At 64.0% G+C, this 16,216-nt stretch carries 17 protein-coding genes and 4 pseudogenes; 10 read left to right on the top strand and 11 right to left on the bottom strand.

Annotation, left to right across the window (positions count from 1 at the left end; all coding sequences use genetic code 11):
* Positions 1-268 precede the first annotated feature (268 nt).
* A complete protein-coding gene (locus tag IU450_RS35245; RefSeq protein WP_195154046.1) occupies positions 269-973 on the top strand; it encodes a transporter in 705 nt (234 codons plus the stop codon).
* On the top strand, positions 970-2,430 hold the full coding sequence (locus IU450_RS35240) for an NAD(P)/FAD-dependent oxidoreductase (protein WP_228835575.1): 1,461 nt from the start codon (positions 970-972) through the stop codon (positions 2,428-2,430). Before IU450_RS35245 ends, IU450_RS35240 begins: the two co-directional genes overlap by 4 nt.
* 133 nt (positions 2,431-2,563) lie before the next feature.
* Here the strand turns inward: IU450_RS35240 and IU450_RS35235 are convergent, their stop codons facing one another.
* The 3 genes and pseudogenes from IU450_RS35235 to IU450_RS41475 form a co-directional block, all read right to left on the bottom strand.
* Complete coding sequence (locus IU450_RS35235) at positions 2,564-3,112, bottom strand: Imm21 family immunity protein (RefSeq protein WP_195154045.1); 549 nt, start codon at positions 3,110-3,112, stop codon at positions 2,564-2,566.
* A 72-nt stretch (positions 3,113-3,184) separates the two neighbouring features.
* Positions 3,185-3,521: pseudogene (locus IU450_RS35230) on the bottom strand (IS256 family transposase); the annotation flags it as partial.
* A 212-nt stretch (positions 3,522-3,733) separates the two neighbouring features.
* A pseudogene (locus tag IU450_RS41475) lies at positions 3,734-3,841 on the bottom strand (IS3 family transposase); the annotation flags it as partial.
* A gap of 1,468 nt (positions 3,842-5,309) precedes the next feature.
* On the opposite strand from IU450_RS41475, the gene IU450_RS35220 reads away from it, so the two are divergent.
* From IU450_RS35220 to IU450_RS35185, 8 genes and pseudogenes are all read left to right on the top strand, one after another.
* Complete coding sequence (locus IU450_RS35220) at positions 5,310-5,672, top strand: cupin domain-containing protein (protein ID WP_195154044.1); 363 nt, start codon at positions 5,310-5,312, stop codon at positions 5,670-5,672.
* Positions 5,673-6,144: 472 nt separating this feature from the next.
* Positions 6,145-6,540 (top strand): annotated as a pseudogene (locus IU450_RS35215) (IS30 family transposase); the annotation flags it as partial.
* 248 nt (positions 6,541-6,788) lie between these two features.
* Complete coding sequence (locus IU450_RS41470) at positions 6,789-7,016, top strand: VOC family protein (RefSeq protein WP_195154042.1); 228 nt, start codon at positions 6,789-6,791, stop codon at positions 7,014-7,016.
* 13 nt (positions 7,017-7,029) lie between these two features.
* A pseudogene (locus IU450_RS35205) lies at positions 7,030-7,416 on the top strand (alpha/beta fold hydrolase); the annotation flags it as partial.
* Between the two features lie 431 nt (positions 7,417-7,847).
* Positions 7,848-8,294: a DUF6294 family protein gene (locus IU450_RS35200; protein WP_195154041.1), complete on the top strand. Its 447-nt coding sequence runs from the start codon at positions 7,848-7,850 to the stop codon at positions 8,292-8,294.
* Between the two features lie 281 nt (positions 8,295-8,575).
* Positions 8,576-9,652 carry an alpha/beta hydrolase family protein gene (locus IU450_RS35195; RefSeq protein WP_195154040.1) on the top strand — a complete coding sequence of 359 codons (1,077 nt, stop codon included), beginning with the start codon at positions 8,576-8,578 and terminating at the stop codon, positions 9,650-9,652.
* 31 nt (positions 9,653-9,683) lie between these two features.
* Complete coding sequence (locus IU450_RS35190) at positions 9,684-9,983, top strand: hypothetical protein (RefSeq protein ID WP_195154039.1); 300 nt, start codon at positions 9,684-9,686, stop codon at positions 9,981-9,983.
* Positions 9,984-10,480: 497 nt separating this feature from the next.
* The gene (locus IU450_RS35185; RefSeq protein ID WP_195154038.1) at positions 10,481-11,080 is read left to right on the top strand and encodes a hypothetical protein; all 600 of its coding nucleotides are present in this window, start codon (positions 10,481-10,483) and stop codon (positions 11,078-11,080) included.
* Between the two features lie 62 nt (positions 11,081-11,142).
* Here the strand turns inward: IU450_RS35185 and IU450_RS35180 are convergent, their stop codons facing one another.
* The 8 genes from IU450_RS35180 to IU450_RS35145 form a co-directional block, all read right to left on the bottom strand.
* Positions 11,143-11,499, bottom strand: a complete 357-nt coding sequence (locus IU450_RS35180; RefSeq protein ID WP_195154037.1) for a DoxX family protein — start codon at positions 11,497-11,499, stop codon at positions 11,143-11,145.
* A 49-nt stretch (positions 11,500-11,548) separates the two neighbouring features.
* Positions 11,549-11,899 (bottom strand): hypothetical protein, encoded by a 351-nt coding sequence (locus tag IU450_RS35175; RefSeq protein WP_195154036.1) that lies wholly within the window; start codon positions 11,897-11,899, stop codon positions 11,549-11,551.
* Positions 11,900-12,023: 124 nt separating this feature from the next.
* Positions 12,024-12,458 carry an SRPBCC family protein gene (locus IU450_RS35170; RefSeq protein ID WP_195154035.1) on the bottom strand — a complete coding sequence of 145 codons (435 nt, stop codon included), beginning with the start codon at positions 12,456-12,458 and terminating at the stop codon, positions 12,024-12,026.
* Positions 12,459-12,589: 131 nt separating this feature from the next.
* Positions 12,590-13,786 carry an oxidoreductase gene (locus tag IU450_RS35165; protein ID WP_195154034.1) on the bottom strand — a complete coding sequence of 399 codons (1,197 nt, stop codon included), beginning with the start codon at positions 13,784-13,786 and terminating at the stop codon, positions 12,590-12,592.
* A gap of 38 nt (positions 13,787-13,824) precedes the next feature.
* Positions 13,825-14,346, bottom strand: a complete 522-nt coding sequence (locus tag IU450_RS35160) for a flavin reductase family protein (RefSeq protein ID WP_195154033.1) — start codon at positions 14,344-14,346, stop codon at positions 13,825-13,827.
* A 57-nt stretch (positions 14,347-14,403) separates the two neighbouring features.
* The gene (locus IU450_RS35155) at positions 14,404-14,577 is read right to left on the bottom strand and encodes an FAD-dependent monooxygenase (RefSeq protein WP_195154032.1); all 174 of its coding nucleotides are present in this window, start codon (positions 14,575-14,577) and stop codon (positions 14,404-14,406) included.
* Positions 14,578-14,580: 3 nt separating this feature from the next.
* Positions 14,581-15,219, bottom strand: coding sequence for a VOC family protein (locus tag IU450_RS35150; protein WP_195154031.1), 639 nt, complete (start codon positions 15,217-15,219; stop codon positions 14,581-14,583).
* Complete coding sequence (locus IU450_RS35145; RefSeq protein WP_195154030.1) at positions 15,209-16,189, bottom strand: fumarylacetoacetate hydrolase family protein; 981 nt, start codon at positions 16,187-16,189, stop codon at positions 15,209-15,211. Before IU450_RS35145 ends, IU450_RS35150 begins: the two co-directional genes overlap by 11 nt.
* Positions 16,190-16,216 lie beyond the last annotated feature (27 nt).

Genomic DNA, 16,216 nt, shown 5'->3' with positions numbered 1-16,216 from the left:
GGGCCTTTCGGTGGTGATCACGTCGGTGTGTGATTCCACGGTGCCCGCCACGGCGGCCCGCACTCTACGCCGCGGTGCCCCGTCCTTCGGAGTGATGTGGTGCACAGTGCACTGCCCGAGCTATTGCGACGCCGATCACACGGCGTGGTGGTGCAGTGTGTTGCGGCCGTCGCGACACGTGGTTGCACGTCGACGTAGCGGGCGTCCTCGCAAGCACGCCACCGTAGAAGCCACACGAGATCACGGCCACACTCAAGGAGGAGCGGCCATGCGCGACGTACTCTTCGCCGCGGCGGACATTTGGATGATCGCCATCGGACTCATCTGCGGCGTGAAGTTCATTCGAGGCCAGCACAACTATTTGATCGGCCTCGAATGGATCATCATGGCCGTATCGGGGACCAATTTCCTGATCTACGGGGTGACCAAGGCCGGCCCCGATTCCCCGATGTACCACATCGCCTACTTCCTGGACGCGTTCTCGCGCTCGATCGGGTTCACGCTGATCCTGGTCCTCGGGTTGCTGGTCGTCACCCACGGGTACAAGCCCACGACCCGAGTCGAGGTGGGCGCCTTCGCCGTTGCCGCGATTCTCGGGTTCCTCCTGTCGGAGTTCGCGGAGGAGATCGGCACCCCCGGCAAAGTGTTCTTCCTGATCACTGCGCTCGCGACCTCCGGCTTCCTGTGCTACTTCGCGTGGCGCCTCTGGGAGATCGGAGAGCGCGCCCATGCCGGATGGGTGGCCGCCGCCACCGCGCTGAACGTGGTCGTGGCGTCGATCTACGACTTCTGGCGAATTCCCGGCGACGACGCCGACCACACCCTTTTCTACACCCTCGCGCTGTTCACCTGGGGCCTGGCGATGCTCGTCATCTACCGGACGTATGCGGCCTTCGCCGCCCACAACAAGCGGGTCGACGCAGGCCTCGATCCGGTCGCCGCCTCCCCCATCCAAGGAGTTGAAATCGCATGAGCGCCACCGCGAACACGACCTACACCACCTTCACCGGGTGGGTCGATCCACCTGCCGACATCCGACCGCCGCTGACGGAGAACCTCACCTGCTCCGTCGCGGTCATCGGCGGCGGACTCGCGGGCATGGCGACCGCGCTCCGCCTTGCGGAGCACGGCGTCGACGCCGTCCTGCTGGAGTCGGAGTTCTGCGGTCACGGCTCGGGCTCCCGCAACGCCGGCCAACTGGCGAGCGCGCCCGGCGGCGACATTCAGCTGCTGAACCTGCTCTACCACAAGCGCATGCCGGCGATCATCCGCCTCACCGAGAACGCCGCCGACCACGTCGAGAGCCTGATCGAGACGCTCGGCATCGACTGCGACTACGAAGCCACCGGCAACGTCTTCGCCGCCGTCTCGCGCGGCCAGCTGGGACGGACGCGTCGCATCGCGAAGATCCTCCGCCGTGCCGGTGCCCACGTCGAGGAGGGCACGGCTCGCGAACTGGGCATCCCGCACGGCTTCCTCGGCGGCATGCGCGAGATCCAGGGCGGAATCATGAACCCCGGGAAGCTCCTGCGCGGCCTGCGGAGCGCGGTGCTCGCCTCGACCGTGCGGGTCTTCGAGCAGTCGAAGGTCGTCGATATCGTCCGCGGCAACAGCGGCATCACCGTCGAGACGCCCCGCGGCGTGGTTCGGGCGGAGAAAGTGGTGCTGGCCACGAACGCCTATGCGGGCGAGTGGGACATCACGCCGAAACGCCTGTCGTCGCCGATGTGGGTGACCGAGGTCGAGACCGAGCCGATCGCCCCGGAGCGTCTCGCCTCTCTCGGTTGGACCAGCCGATCCGGGCTCATCACGCAGCACAACATCATGGAGAACTACCGGCTCACGTCGCGCAACACCATCGTGTTCGGTGTCCGGCAGATCGAGCGTGCCGCGAGCTACCCGCTTCCCGAGCGCAGTCCCGACCCCGCGGTGGTCGCCGACCTCGCGTGTGCGTTCGCGCGGCGCTTCCCGCCGCTGGCGGACGTGGCGATCGACCGCGCGTGGGGCGGCTGGATCGGGATCACCTCGACCTGGCTGCCGGTGGCCGGGACGATCGGCGACGACGTCTACTACTCCCTGCCGTGCAACGGCCACGGGCTCGCCCAGGCCACGTATATCGGGTCCCTCATCGCGGATCGGATCGCTACCGGCATCGCCCCGGACGATCTGCGCACCGTCTGGGTCGATGAACCGAGGTTCGGCCGTGCGGTCCCGATGATCATGGGGCGTTTCGGGCTGCGCGCGGCATGGGCCGCAGACAGGTTCTACGACATGATCAACGGCAGCAAGCGGAACGCGCGCAAGGGATTCGCCGCTGTCCCGCGTGGCTCACTGACCCCCCCGCGCGTAGTGCATCGTGCGCGTACAAAGCCGGTTGAAGGGACACCGAGATCTGTGGATTCTCGATGTCTGCACCGACCGTCCCGGTGATGCGTTCAAGGCGTGCACACAGGGTCGGCCGAGTCGGCGAGCCGATCCCCATCGATCTGCAAATTTGCGCAGATGCCCGCTCGAAAGCAGCGGCAGCGGTACGGAGGTACGGGCACCTGTGGATCGGTGAGTTTCAGGCGACCTCCGTCGGGGTGGTGTCGTTGAGGTGCTTGTCGGCGCTTGGCTGGAGCTGAACGAGGATCATCCAGTTGTCCGGGGCCTTGATGTAGGTTGCCCGGACTCGGTAACGCCCTGGATCAAGGGCGATGCGGAGCTGGTTGTCGAGTTCGATCTCAGCTCCCGGCCAGGCCGAGTCGAAAAGCATCATGGGCTCTCGTATTTCCCAGATGAGGTCTTCGTCTTGATCCCATGTGATGTGTTCTTGTAATGCTTGCCGCGCTGCGGTGACGAGTTCTTCTTCGGAGTCTGCCGCTGCCCATCGCAGGAACACCCGCTCGGCTGGGAGATATGTCGTGCGAGCGGGTTCGTCTCCAAGGACCAATGCCTGCTGAGAGCCGATCATGACCAGGCCGATGTATCCCTCAACCGAGCAGGCTCGGCCGTAGTCCCCCCAGGTCTCCAGAGGTCCTTCCGAGTCGGTTGCACCGCCCCAGTGACCAAGTTCTGATTCGGGGGCGATCAGCAGGGGGCCTCCGGCGGACTCGACCCAGGTGTAAAGCATAACGGCTCACTCTTTGTTCGTTTGTCTGTCGGTTCTTGTGCCCGTAATTGTCGACTACGTGGATCCCGAGTTTCAGGCGACCTCCGCTCCGGTGCCTTCGGCCGGGTCGGTTGATGGTCGGGTGTGATGTCGTGGGGGCGTTCGAGGAATTTGCCCTTGTGGAACAGGGCGCCGTTGCGGACGAGCGCGACCAGTTCGGGTGCGTTGACCTTGTACCAGCGGGCCTGGGCGGCTCCCGCCGAGCGTGCGCCCGGCCTCTTGGTGACTTTCGTCCTCAACCTGACTGTGGCGAAAGTGGATTCGATCGGGTCGTCGTGCGCAGGTGGATCCAGTGCCCGGCCGGGTATTCGTAGAATTCGAGCAGCACGTCGAGATCGTCGACGATTTTCGCGACCGCTTTCGGATACTTCGTCGACAGGGTCGAGGTCGGCAGTGGAATCCGGTGACGTGTAATCGAGGTAGATCTTCATCAGCCCGACCGCGACCGGTCCACATCGACACGTAGGTGAAGTCGGCCACCCACACCAGGTTCGGTTCGGTCGCGGTGAAGTCACGGTTGAACTTGTCCGCGGTGCGCACGCCGTCCTTGACGGGAATCGTGGTGCGCTGCTTGCGGCCTCGCACGGCGCGGTTCAGGCCCAGCTCCCGCATGAGGCGGTCGACGGTGCAGAACGCGACATCGTGGCCGTGGCGGCGCAGGTAACGGGTCATCTCCCGGCGCCCGTACATCGGCTTCGGGCTTGTCCTGCAGATCGCGCAGGGCCCAGGTGGGCGTCGGGCGATGTCGCGGGCCGCCGGTGGCCGGTGCCGGGCTTTGCGGTAGGTCCTGGGCGCGATCTGCACCCTGTGCGCGGATAACGCACGTCAGATCGACTCGACGCCGTAGACCTGGCGATATTCGTCGATGAAACCGACGATCAGCGACGTCGCTGGTCGAACTCCCGCGCGAAGAACTGGAGGCCAGCTTCAGAATCTCGTTGCTCGGTTACGCCCTCGGCCACCGGCAATGTCTCCCTCCCCGACTCGACCCGACTCGGATGAGTGAGAAACCGTCCACGACATGCGTTTTCGCTCACGGTAGCGGACCCGTCGCGTTGTATGGCGTCGAACTCGCGGCGCTTCCTGTCAGGACATCTGTCCGTATCGACCGGACAGCGAGCCTGAACCGATGACCGACACCACCGACCACCAGCCCGAACCCCAGCCCGGCCGGGCAACCCGGTGGTGACGCCGCGCCCGCACTCCCGCACTGACCGCCGCCCCACCGAACAACGCATGCTGCGCGAAGGCCTCCCACCCGCGGTCGTCGCCGCCCGCCTCGGGCAGCAGGCACCCGACCGCGACCGGATCCGCGCGCTGCTCGGTGGCGCCCGCGTAACCGCCTGCCGCTCACCGGCAGCGAGCAGCTCGGCTTGTTCGGCGACGTCGCGATGTAGAATTCCGTGTCGAGTCTTGGCGTGTTGTTGCACAGACTCGAGTCGATGCTGCACGCACGCAAGAGCATGGTCGGTACGATGGGCCACCCCCGACTTGCTTGGGTCGGGCAACGATCCCCCACCCTCACCGACGGCAAAGGTTTGCACGATCTTGCGGGTAAGGCCGTGGGTGGCGAAGGTCCCAGGTGGCATAGCCGCCAGTGGTCATACCGCGTTCGCGATGAATCGGCGTGCCGCCGGGTGAGAAATCGGGCGCTTCCGCCAAGCCAGCGGCGATCCGAGATCTATGGAGGTAATCTCTTCGTTGCCAGGAACTTGCCAGGGTGCTGGTCAACTTGCGGTCGAGGTGTCCGAAGAAGTCATCGGCTCCGCTTCCCGGGCACCGCTGAGAGGAGTGAGGTGCCTGAAACCGACGTGCTCCTGCTGGTATGTGCGAATGTGATGTTTGCCGTCGTCCGCGAGTGCTACCCGGTAGCTGGCGGCGACAAGAGACGGGCCCAGTGATCCTCGAGTCGGTGGGCAGATGATGAACGCGCTGCGCTATCCCTCCGGTGGCATCCGGGGTAGCCGCAATCGCTGATTGCTGACGATCCGAACCGGCCATCACCCGCTCGGGCAGCCACGACAGTTTGCGGAGCCTCCCACAAACGATGAGCCAGCCAGGCGGTCCTGAAAATGGACGCGGTGCCGCAGCGAAGGATCACCGTTCTGGGTCTGCAACCTACTACTCATCGGCGGATAGATTGCAAAGGAGAACAGTCATGCCTGATCTGGTACGCCAGAGTTTCGAATCTCCGGAGGAAAGCAGGCCTTTCGAACAGGACAAAGGCAGGGTTGATCTCGTCAACCTGGACCATGGCCCGGTGGGCCGGGCGATCTTCGAACCCGGTTGGCGGTGGTCGCTTCATGTCAAGCCGATAGCCCAGACCGACAGTTGTCAGTCGGCCCACACCGGCTACTGCATCTCCGGCCGGATGGTGGTCGCCATGGACAACGGCGAGCAACAGGAATACGGGCCCGGCGACTTCATGATCATCCCACCCGGCCACGACGCGTGGACCATGGGAGACGAACCCTGCGTCATGCTCGACTGGCAGGGCTTCGCCGACTACGCCAAGCGGTAGGCGGGCCACGGAGCCACTGATAAAGAGAGGTGAGCGTGGCACTGGCCCAGCAGTTCGCCTCGTGGGTCGGCCCCTACCTCGACGTGCGCGCGGAACTGCCTACCGCTGGCGGCAGCCGGCGCGGGTTCGTCGACGCAGTGGCCCCGATCCCCGCGGCGGTGGACCGTGCCGGCGGTGTTGCAGGCATTGGCGTGGCGTCGGCGGTAGGCGGCCAGGTCGCGCGTGGTGTGCCCGTCGTCGAGTTCGGTGGCCGGTCCCTGTCCCTGGCCGCGGGCTATCTTCCCGAATCCACCGTGTGGGGCGGTGTTCCGGGAACTGCGGGATATGCCCGGCGCATCGATCCTGCGTACCCGCCCCGGCCGCAGACTCGTTGCCGACCACTGACGCCTTGGTCACACCACATCATGGTCACTGTCCGATCTGCCCTGGCCGCACCTATATCGACCGCACGCGAGTCGAACCCGTTCATCCCGCCTGGATCGAGCGCACGGTCTCGATCAGCCAACGGCCCGTCGAAGTCGAGGACCGGACAGTGCCGGGGCACTGGGAGGGCGATCTCATCGCCGGTGCCGGGAACGGCTCCGCCATCGGAACGCTCGTCGAACGAGCGACCGGATTCGTCATCTTGCTGCACTCACCGAACCCCCACACGGCCCTCGACGTCCAGGAAGCGATAACCACGGCGATGTCCACCCTGCCGCAGCCCCTGCATCGGACGTTGGCATGGGACAAAGGCCGAGAGATGGCCAACCACCTCCGGATCATTGCGGCAACCGGCCTGGACATCTACTTCTGCGACCCGCACTCACCATGGCAACGCGGCACGAACGAGAACACGAATGATCTGCTCCGGCAGTACTTTCCGAGATGAGCAATGCTGCGCAATCAGAGGACTTCACCGATGAACGAATTGTTCGGCCGTGCGCACCACATCTGTGTCGGGGTCGCCGATGTCGACGCCGCGATCGCCTACTACGAGAGCCTCGGAATAGGCGACTGGCAGAACTATCCGGACCTTTCGCAATACGACAACGATGAACTCGATGTACCCGACCGACAGGCGTTTCTCGCGCTGCGCGATGTCTACACCGATGCCGTCGCCGGACTGCAGTCCAATTGGTCGAGCCCGGCCCCGGCGACACCCCACAGCGGCGATTTCTCGAGCGCACAGGCGGCGGTGTCTTCCACGTCGGTTTCGCGGTCGACGATATCGACGCCTCGGCCGAAACCGCCCGCGCCGCCGGGATTCCGGTCATGATGTCGGGCCGGCGCGAGGATCGCACCGGCTTCAGCTATCTCGACACCTCCGAACGCGCGGGGGTCGTCCTCGAGATTCGACGATGATGCCGGGTGGCCTCTGTTGCACGGCTCGGGGATCGGCGTCAACGGCTGGCGCAACTTCGGTGAGAATCTGGGGGACTTCGCGGACGACTACCACTGCTACATCCTCGAGTTCCCCGGATTCGGGGCGAGTGATCCGGTACCGGGAGCGCACCCGGTGCTCGCTGCGGTCGATTCGGTACAGCGGTGTATCGACGAGCTCGACCTCGAATCTACTGCGCTCGTGGGCAATTCGATGGTCGGCGTCGTCGGCGCCATGTTCGCCCTCGCGCATCCGGCCCGGGTCGACAAGCTGGTGGCCATCGGCGGTGTCGGCACCAATATCTTCAGTCCCGGGCCGAGCGAGGGCACCCGGCTGCTGCGCGAGTTCGCCGACTCTCCCAGCCGAGAAGGCGCTGCCAGGTCGGACAGCTAGCTGAACTTGCAAATCGGGCTTGTGACCGTACCCACCACGCAACTGTCCCCAAGTCGCCCACGCACTTCACGCCTCCAGAGGGCCGGTGCCTAACCACCGCTCCGAGCCTGGGCAGTGCTCGCTGCACCCGACCCGTATGGGCCTGGTCGAACTGGGGAAGCAGACGCCAACACCAATCCCGCCCTATCCGACTACCGACGACGACGCCATCTACTCACCTGACTGCCGTACGGCAAAGCTCGCGACTTCTGCGGCGGCTGGATCACCTGGACGCCCTGAGCCACACTGGAGACTGTTGGTTCGCGGGTCGTAGTCCGTCGAGGAGCAGTGCGCGAAATCGCGCCAACGGCTGAGCATTCGCCTGCGATACTTTCTACGAGCATGGCGTGCTCACCAACTCTTGCGATCAGGGGGAAACGATGGTCACACAGACTCATCGCAGAATTTTCACACTCGCGGCCGGCATTCTGCTGGCCGTTACCGCCGTCACCGGCAGCGCCGCCGCCCAACAAGACCCCAAGCCGCCCAAGGTGTTCTGGTGGGATCGCGACATGCACGCCGGGGACTGCACAATGTTCGCCGGTGCACACTGGGTGCTGAAGTACGATGGCACAGCGCATTTCACCGCGAGGGTCACCAGCGGCGACGACAACGACGCGTGGCTCATGCACGCACGCTTGGTGAGCGGAAACGGCCGACACTTGGGTCACCTCGTCGCAGGCGAGCAGCGACCGGTCGATGACAACACCAGATTCGTGATCAATCTGCCCGACTCGGACCAACAATACCCCTGGGAGTTCCACGCGACGTTCCGCCCAGAGGTATTCGACGACATCGGGCGCATCGAATTGCAGAATCACTGCTGAGTCCTCAGCCCGCTCCGTGTGGTCGCTTCGTCTCCGCCGGCCCGGCCCGCTGTGTGCAGCATCGACAATGGTCGTAGCCCAGATCTCCGGCGCAGAATGATCGCTGCGATGAGTTCCGTTGTGGGGCAGCGGTTTCATTTGATAGCGTCTGCGCGGCATGTGAATGTCAGTTGAGTCACTTTTTTGGGGGAACGTTGATCCGGCGGATGACTGTGGTATGCCTGTCTGCTTTCGCGCTGGTAGCGGGGAGCGCGACGGTGGCCGACGCATCGCCTGTCGGTGTGACCGTTCTTCCCCGGCCGGGTGGTCAGTACCTGGTGGGTGAAACCGTTCTGCACTTGGTCGATGCGTCGAGGCAGGACCCGTTCTATGCCGACCGCCAGCGTGAGCTGATGGTGTCGGTGTTCTATCCGACCACTGACGTCGTCAAATATCCGCGGGCCCACTACATATCGAAGACGCTGATCCCGGATCTGGAGAAGCGCTCGGGTGTCGGACTGCCGGGTCTGTTGACCAACTCCTACACCGACGCACCCGCATTGGCGGGGGCGGCCTTCCCGGTGGTCCTCTACTCATCCGGGGCAGGAGACACCCGCGTGTACGGCACCGGCTTGGCCGAGGATCTGGCCAGTCGTGGCTATGTGGTGGTCACCGTTGACCCCACCTACGAGGCCGTTGTGGAATTCCCCGGCGGCAGAATCGTCCCGCCCGCCCCCGCTCCGGACGGCTTCGACACCAAGATCCGGAAGAAATACATCGCGGCCCGGCTGTCCGATGTCCGGTTTGTCCTCGACTCGCTCGCCCGCCTGACGCGCGGTGAGAACCCAGACGCCGACCATCGCGCCCTGCCTGCCGGGCTCGGCCGCGCCCTCGACCTCGAACACGTCGGCATGGTGGGACACTCCTCCGGTGGATACACCGCAGTCGAATCGATGCACGACGACCGTCGCATTGACGCCAGCGTCGATCTCGACGGGCAGATCGGTGTCGACGAAGACTTCGGGCGGGCGGCGACCGAGGGTGTCGACCGGCCGGTGCTGGTGATGACCAGCCAGCGGAGCGAGGAGGTCGGTGACGCCAAACCATCGTTGAACGCGTTCTGGCAACACGGCACCGGCTGGAAACGTCAACTGACAATGAAGGATTCGGCGCACTACGACTACACCGATTTCCCCTCGCTGGTGCCCACGATCGCGCGACCAGCCGCCGAGAGATACATCGGACCCATCGCCGCGGACCGCGCTACAACCCTGACCCGCAAGTACGTGGCGGCCATGTTCGACCAATTCCTGCGCAACCGCACCGATACCCCGATCGACCAGCAGCTGACAGATCCAGAGATCGTCGTTGTCCGCTGACAAGTCGTAGCAGATACGTACCGGATCGGGAATGGCCTGGTCCAACTCGCAGAATGCCGGTCGGCATTCTGACCTCGACGGACCGGACCGCACGGTAGAGCTCATCGACAACCGCCAGAACCTGAAAACCGTCAACCCGGACAGCCACTGGCTGTTCCGCGGCCGCCGCGCTGGGCAGCCGGTGCACGTCAGCACTCTGCTCGGACACCTCCGCACCGACCTCGGCCAGCCATCCCAAGCCGCAAAGTCGGCGACCCTTCGCCGGCTCGTCCTACAGGCCCGAGCCGCCGTCGTCGCCGACACTCTCGGATTCTCCGCCCACCACATCTGACCCGGCCCGGGCCGAGGCCGGCGGGAGCTGGAGAAACCTACTCCGCCCGGGACATCGGACACGAGTCACCGAGATGCGCCAGGGGAATACAGGCCACTCGAATACGAGCCCTTACCAGTACCGCCTGCCTATCGGGGGTAGGAGTCGGCGCCACATGTGCCGTAGAGGGTGTCACCCCCCGAGGGTTACGAACCAGCTCTCGATTTGATTGTGGAACCCATCGAAACAGACGGGACGTCGCTCCGCCGCCGAAGCCGGATGCGGCGACCTAGCGGTGACCCGGAGCCAGCCTGAGTTCGCCGACAAACGCCTACCAGCGCGGGACCGCCGAACGAAGCGGTTTGCCAAAGTGTGGTCCGCCGAACGCGCATCGAGATAGCGGTTGCTATGTAGAGTCTTTCGTGTCTCCCCGATGCGTGGGACAACTTCTGCGGTGCGGGTTGCGGTTCGCCTGTGCCAGGTTTCGACAGCATCCGGGCAACAGGGGGAAGCAGCAGATGACCCAGAACGACCCAACACCGGCACCCGTCAGGGGCAACAGGTATGGCTCGACGCACTTCTGGACCGTGGTCGGTAGCTCGGCGGGCGTAGTGAGCGTCGTGGTCGCACTCGTTGTCTTCGGCGTCACCCAGTGCTCGGGACCGAACTCCGCTTCCGAACCGTCGGGCATACCGCCGGTGCCGACCACTGGCCCGACTTCGTCGACCGAGTTACCGAACACCGCTGCCCCTCTCGCCCAGGGACACGGCAGACTCATCAACGTCGAGGGCATCGACTTGGACAACGGGCAGGTGCGCGATCAGAACGAACCCGGCATCGACATGAGCCCGTCGAAGACCGGCGACTCGCTCAACGCGATGACCCACGGCCGTGCCCGCTTCGCGGTGCCACGCGAGGACATCGGACCCGATCGCTGCACCAAAATCCCGCCGGTAGCCTGGACGCAGACTCTCGACGATGTCTATCACCTGCGTCCCGGCAGTCATCTCTGCGTGCAGACCGACCAGGGCAACCTCGCCGACCTCACGCTCACTCATATCCCCTCCGCCGCAGAGCAATACCTCGAATTCGACTTCGTTACTCGGCGCACGGCGTAGGCAACTGTCCGCCGAGAACGGGTCTCGAAGTCAGCTTGTCCTCGACGGTTGCCCGTTGCGTTTCACGAAACTGCCTGCTGCCCAATCAGGATCAGATACGCGACGCCGACGGTGGCAACCGCGATCGGTGGGATCAGCTGGCCGAATCGGTCGCGGACGCGCAGATGGCAGACGACGGCACCAACCATCAGTGCCACCAGGCCGGTCGCCGCGAGGACGCCGACGAGGGGAATCGTCAGCCCGAGGAGTACTCCGATCGCGCCGAGTAGCGCCAGGACGCCGATCCGGCGGAAGGCGTCGATGCTGAATCCCAGGTGTGCGGCATTGCCGCGTTGGAAGCTGGTGGCCAGGGTCATGGTTGCGCCGGACGCTAGGAAAATGATTGCCAGCAATGCTGCGAGGACGGTTGTTGCGATCATGGCGAATCCTGGCTCGGTGTCTGGGGTCGGCGCCCGAAAAGGAGCGTGATCATGGTGTCTGCGTGGGCCTCGACCACCTCGCGTGCCGGTGGGTCGACACCGCGAGGCGGCGGCACTCGGGTGCCAGGACGAACATTGTCGACCCGCCCCCGGTGAGGATGTAGTAAGCGTTCGACCAGCCGGTCCATGCGTGGCCCTCGAATTTGCATTCCTGGTTGATGATGTGATTCAGCTGCGGATGCTCCGCTGAGAAGTAGATGAATTCACGGACCAGCAGTTTGGCCACGCTCACCTCGTCGACGCCACGCAGGCCCTCCGCGCGAGCCGTCATCACCCGGGCGAGCGCTTCGAACAGCCCGCCGACCGCCACAACGCGCGTTATGACCAGGATGTCAAGCAAACCAAACCTGTAGAACAGGGGCAGTATGAAGTCCTCCGAGATAGCGGGGGAACTTCATTCCACGATTAAACCACCCTAATGGAACTCGAGCGCATTTCACGGTTGGGCAGGGGCTGGGCGAAGGTCAGCTGGTCAGCGCGGCAAGCTTGACCAAGGACGCGTCGAGTTGCTTGCGGAAGGCTCGCCCGATCAATTTGCCCATCGGCCCGAACAGCATCGAACTGGTGAATTCGATATGCAAAGTGACGGTGCAGCCCTCCTGTCCGCGGGGATCCACGCAGAAGTCGAGACTCACTGTGGATCCCGTGCTTCCCAAGCCTGACAGTGAGATCGACCGTGGCGGTCGAAAGTCCGTGGTGTTGAACTCGATGGTGTCGACAATGCCCTTGATCGTGACGACTTCGGTGATTCGCACTCCCTGCTCCAGTGCGGTCGGCGGGCCGTCTTCCCAACGAGTATGCAGCGTGTTCCAGTCCTCGAATCGACTGAGATCGGAAATGACGGCCCACACTTTCTCCTGGGTCGCGTCGATGTCCAGTGCGGTGGTAATTTCCGGCATGATAAGCTTCCTGCAGTTATTCGGCCGACAAATCGGACATATGCGAGTGCGGTTGTACCTATTTGATGTGAGGCCGCGCCTGGGAGGCCTCGACTCGAAGACTGTGACGCAGTATCCGATGACGCGGTGGGTCAGAGGATTGCTGTGATGTGATCGCGCTGCCCCAGAAGCGCCTTACCGTAAGTCTCCATCGAGACCTGAGGCAACATCACCGCGTGGCGGGCTCCGACATTGGAGTCACGCCAAATGCGCTGCATAGGGTTGATGTCGGCGAAGCTTCCGGCCCCGAAGGCGTTGAGCAGTGCGTTGATCGCCTCGTTGACGCTGCGCAGGGCGACCGCTGAGTCGGCGCGCATCCTGGCTCTCGCTTCGAAGTCCGGCATCACGCCTAGTTCGGCATAACGTTGCACGTCGTCGGCGGCGCGATAGGCGTGCAAGTGCGCGGTGTCGATTTTGGTCGCGGCGTCGGCGAGCAGCAACTGGAACGCAACTGACTCGGCTTGGCGTTCAATGTTGGTATAGGCGAGCGCCTTACCGGCAGCTTTGGCGATCGTCAGATCCAGTGCGGCCCGTCCGAAACCGAGTTGAGGCCCGACCAATACCAGTATCAGCATCGGACCGAAGGCAGAGCGGTAGAAAGAGGAGTCGGGGTGTTCCGCCATGTAGGTCCCGGACGTAACAGGCAACATCGACATCAGACGGTGATCGGGCACAAACACATCCTCGGCGACGACCGTATTGCTACCCGAAGCCCGCAATCCCGCAACGTACCAGGTGTCTTCGATCTCGATGTCGGACATGGGCATCATGACCATCGCCTGGTCCTCCTCCTCGCCGTCCTCGTCGAGGACCCACACACCACCCGCACACCACTCGGCATGCAAACTCGCCGATGCGTAAGGCCATCGCCCACTGATGTGATAACCCCCAGCGACCTTGCGAGCAGTACCGGTAGGTGAGGTCACGCCACTGAGGATGGCATCCGGCCCGTTGGCAAAGATCTCGTCGGCGACCCGCCTGGGATAAAGACACGTCGACCACGCGTTGATATTGGACAGCGTGGTGACCCAAGAGGTTCCACCATCGGCCTCGGCGATTGTCGCCGACAGGTCGAGCATCGTCCGCAGGCCGGCTTCCAGACCCCCATGCCTGCGCGGTGACGCGATGCGGAACGCCCCTGCTTGTTTGAGCGCGTCGATGACCTCGGGCGCGACGCGCCGCTCAGTTTCGTTGTTCGCCGAGTGTTCCTTGATCAACGGCAATAGGCCCCGAACCCGGGCGAGTACCCCTTCTGCGGTATCAGCGGGTGCGGTCTGCAGTGATGTCATCTTTTCTCCTGGGCTAGTGATCGAGTGAGCGGGACTCGTCATGCGGTCAATCGGTGGAATCGGGACCCGTGAAAGATCAGTGGCGTGAAAGCTGGTTGTACGAGGAGCTTTTCGATGCGCAAGAGCACGATCGTGTGGTCACCTGCGGGGAGTTCGTCGTAGGGTGAGCACACGAACCAGGCGGTGGCTTCTGGGAGCAGCACCGCGCCGCGGGCCGTGCGGGCGAATTCGACACCTGCCAAACGGTCCGGCGCGGGAGCCGAGAACTGCCGGCACAGCGCTTCGTGGGTATCGCCGAGAATACTGATCCCGAGATGATCAGCGGTGCGCAGACTCCCCCACGTCCGGGAGCCATGCTGGATGCATATCGATAACAGCGGGGGCGCCAGTGATACCGAGGTCAAAGAGCTCACGAGTATCCCCGTCGGCTGGGGGTCTATGTCGGCGCAGACTGCGGCCACACCACTGGGGAAGCATCCGAAGGCGCGTCTCAGTTGAGCGGGGTCGTCGGCTGATGACAAGGCCGCCAACAGGGACACGGGATGGTTTCCTGTGTTCATCGCCTGACCTCCTGGTTGGTGACCGGCGGGCTGCAAATGGCGTAGTGGCGTGTGGTGTCATCGGTCGATTCGCCGGTTCCGCCTGGGTTGCGATGAGTTTGCCGCGGGGTGGAGTTGAGACTCGGCGCGCCGCTGGATGACAGTGGTGGGCACTCCGAGGGTGGCTGAGAGCAGGGCGAGCGTGCATCCGGTGGCCCCGGCTCCGACGATCACGTTCGGTCGTAAAGTCATGCGCTACAGCGTCTTCCAGGTGATAGTGCGTTTGTTGGTGCGTGCGGTCGTACCAGGTCGGGTGCCTGCGCCTTGTTCGAGTAGAGCGGCGGGGTCGTCGCCGTTGCGTAGTCGTTCGAGCAGATAATCAGGGTCGATCTCGACGCCGATCGGGTTGGTGGCGAAGGCGATGCCGCGCAGGTAGTCGGAAGTCTGCGCCGCGGTGGGGAAGTTCTCGGTCTGGAATTCCAGCCGTATGCCGTCGGGGTCTTCGTAGTACAGGGAGGTGGTCGGGCCGTGGTTGATCGACCACACGGGTGTGATACCGAGCTTCTTCAGCCGCTCGTAGCTGGTCAGTAGCCGTTCGAGGGTGCCGAATGTGAGGGCGAGGTGGTCGATGCCGTAGAACTTTCGGCGGAACTTGGCCAAGGGCAGTAGGTATCGAAATAGCCGGGGGACTTTGAGCAGCGCGAGGCGGTGGCTTTCGGCGTCCCAGGTCAGGAACGCGATCCGTCGGTCCTCGTGCACAACGTGGGCGCCGAAGACGTTGCTGTACCAGGCGATCATCTGCTTGCTGCGCGCTGTCTTCACAACCCAGTGGGCGAGGAGCTCGGGTGCGATAGCGTCGGCGTCGGATGAGGTCGGTGCGGTGTCAGATGCCATTGCGCTCTCCATGGGTGCGGGGTGCGGTGATGGTTGTGCGCTGGGTGCCCAGGTCGATGGATCCGGAGCTGTTGCGGATGGAGGCGGTGACGACGTCGCCCGGTGCGAGATAGGGCTTTCGCCGGTTCTGGCGAATGAACAGTTCCCACAGCCGATCCTCCGGCAGCAGCGCGGTCGCCAGCCGGCGTAGCAGTGGCGGCGGAGTTGTGGCGGTGCAGCCATGCGGTGTTCCGGTCAGCAATACGTCGCCAGGTCTGAGGTTGCAGAACTCGGTGAGTTCGGTGAGCGTCTCGGCCGGCCGGTAGAGCATATTGCTCGTGTTGTCGTATTGGCGCAGCTGACCGTTGACCTCCAGCCGCAGGTCAAGGTTGTCGAGCAAGGACCAATCCGCAAGGCCGGGAACCGCCAGGAAAGGGCCCAGCGGGCAGAAGCCGCGGTAGCTCTTGCCCTTGAAATATTGGCCCTGTGGCAGCTGGACGTCACGGGCGGACAGATCATTGGCGATCGTGATGGCGAAGACATGCTTGTCCAAGTTCTCGTCGGTGACCGTCGTCGGTTTTTCGATGCTGCTACCGATGACGAGGGCGAGTTCGATCTCGAAGTCGAGCAGTTGCACATGTGCGGGGCGCACGACCGAGTTGTGCGGGCCGGTGATCGAAGCATCGGTTTTGTCGAAGAACAGATTGAACGCGCGGGCGTCTGGATCCATGCCCGACTCGATGGCATGCTGGCGGTAGTTGGCGCCTTGACAGATCACGCGGCACGGTGTGGTGACCGGTGACAGCAGCTCCACGCTCTCCACGGGGTAAACGGGCGGCCGTTCGCGCGCAGCCTGCCAATCCAGTCTGCCGTGCTCGATGAGCTCGCCGGTTGTCCGGTAGGTCCCCTGCAGCGGGGTGATTGCCGCGCCGGTGACGACTCCCCACTGGATGTCGCTGTCGGCGCGGAAGCGAGCTAGATAAGTGACCATGATGGTCGCCTTCCGAATGGTTTGCTG

The sequence above is a fragment of the Nocardia abscessus genome (genome assembly GCF_015477775.1).
GTDB classification, from domain to species: Bacteria; Actinomycetota; Actinomycetes; order Mycobacteriales; family Mycobacteriaceae; genus Nocardia; species Nocardia abscessus_A.
This window is presented reverse-complemented; position numbering and strand designations above follow the sequence as displayed.

Coding starts and splice junctions, on each gene's coding strand:
- IU450_RS35145 (WP_195154030.1), bottom strand. CDS start 16,189: ATGGTCACTTATCTAGCTCGCTTCCGCGCCGACAGCGACATCCAGTGG.
- IU450_RS35245 (WP_195154046.1), top strand. CDS start 269: ATGCGCGACGTACTCTTCGCCGCGGCGGACATTTGGATGATCGCCATC.
- IU450_RS35155 (WP_195154032.1), bottom strand. CDS start 14,577: ATGACTTTACGACCGAACGTGATCGTCGGAGCCGGGGCCACCGGATGC.
- IU450_RS35185 (WP_195154038.1), top strand. CDS start 10,481: ATGACCCAGAACGACCCAACACCGGCACCCGTCAGGGGCAACAGGTAT.
- IU450_RS35180 (WP_195154037.1), bottom strand. CDS start 11,499: ATGATCGCAACAACCGTCCTCGCAGCATTGCTGGCAATCATTTTCCTA.
- IU450_RS35190 (WP_195154039.1), top strand. CDS start 9,684: ATGGCCTGGTCCAACTCGCAGAATGCCGGTCGGCATTCTGACCTCGAC.
- IU450_RS35240 (WP_228835575.1), top strand. CDS start 970: ATGAGCGCCACCGCGAACACGACCTACACCACCTTCACCGGGTGGGTC.
- IU450_RS35170 (WP_195154035.1), bottom strand. CDS start 12,458: ATGCCGGAAATTACCACCGCACTGGACATCGACGCGACCCAGGAGAAA.
- IU450_RS35200 (WP_195154041.1), top strand. CDS start 7,848: ATGGTCACACAGACTCATCGCAGAATTTTCACACTCGCGGCCGGCATT.
- IU450_RS35235 (WP_195154045.1), bottom strand. CDS start 3,112: ATGCTTTACACCTGGGTCGAGTCCGCCGGAGGCCCCCTGCTGATCGCC.
- IU450_RS35165 (WP_195154034.1), bottom strand. CDS start 13,786: ATGACATCACTGCAGACCGCACCCGCTGATACCGCAGAAGGGGTACTC.
- IU450_RS35220 (WP_195154044.1), top strand. CDS start 5,310: ATGCCTGATCTGGTACGCCAGAGTTTCGAATCTCCGGAGGAAAGCAGG.
- IU450_RS35150 (WP_195154031.1), bottom strand. CDS start 15,219: ATGGCATCTGACACCGCACCGACCTCATCCGACGCCGACGCTATCGCA.
- IU450_RS35160 (WP_195154033.1), bottom strand. CDS start 14,346: ATGAACACAGGAAACCATCCCGTGTCCCTGTTGGCGGCCTTGTCATCA.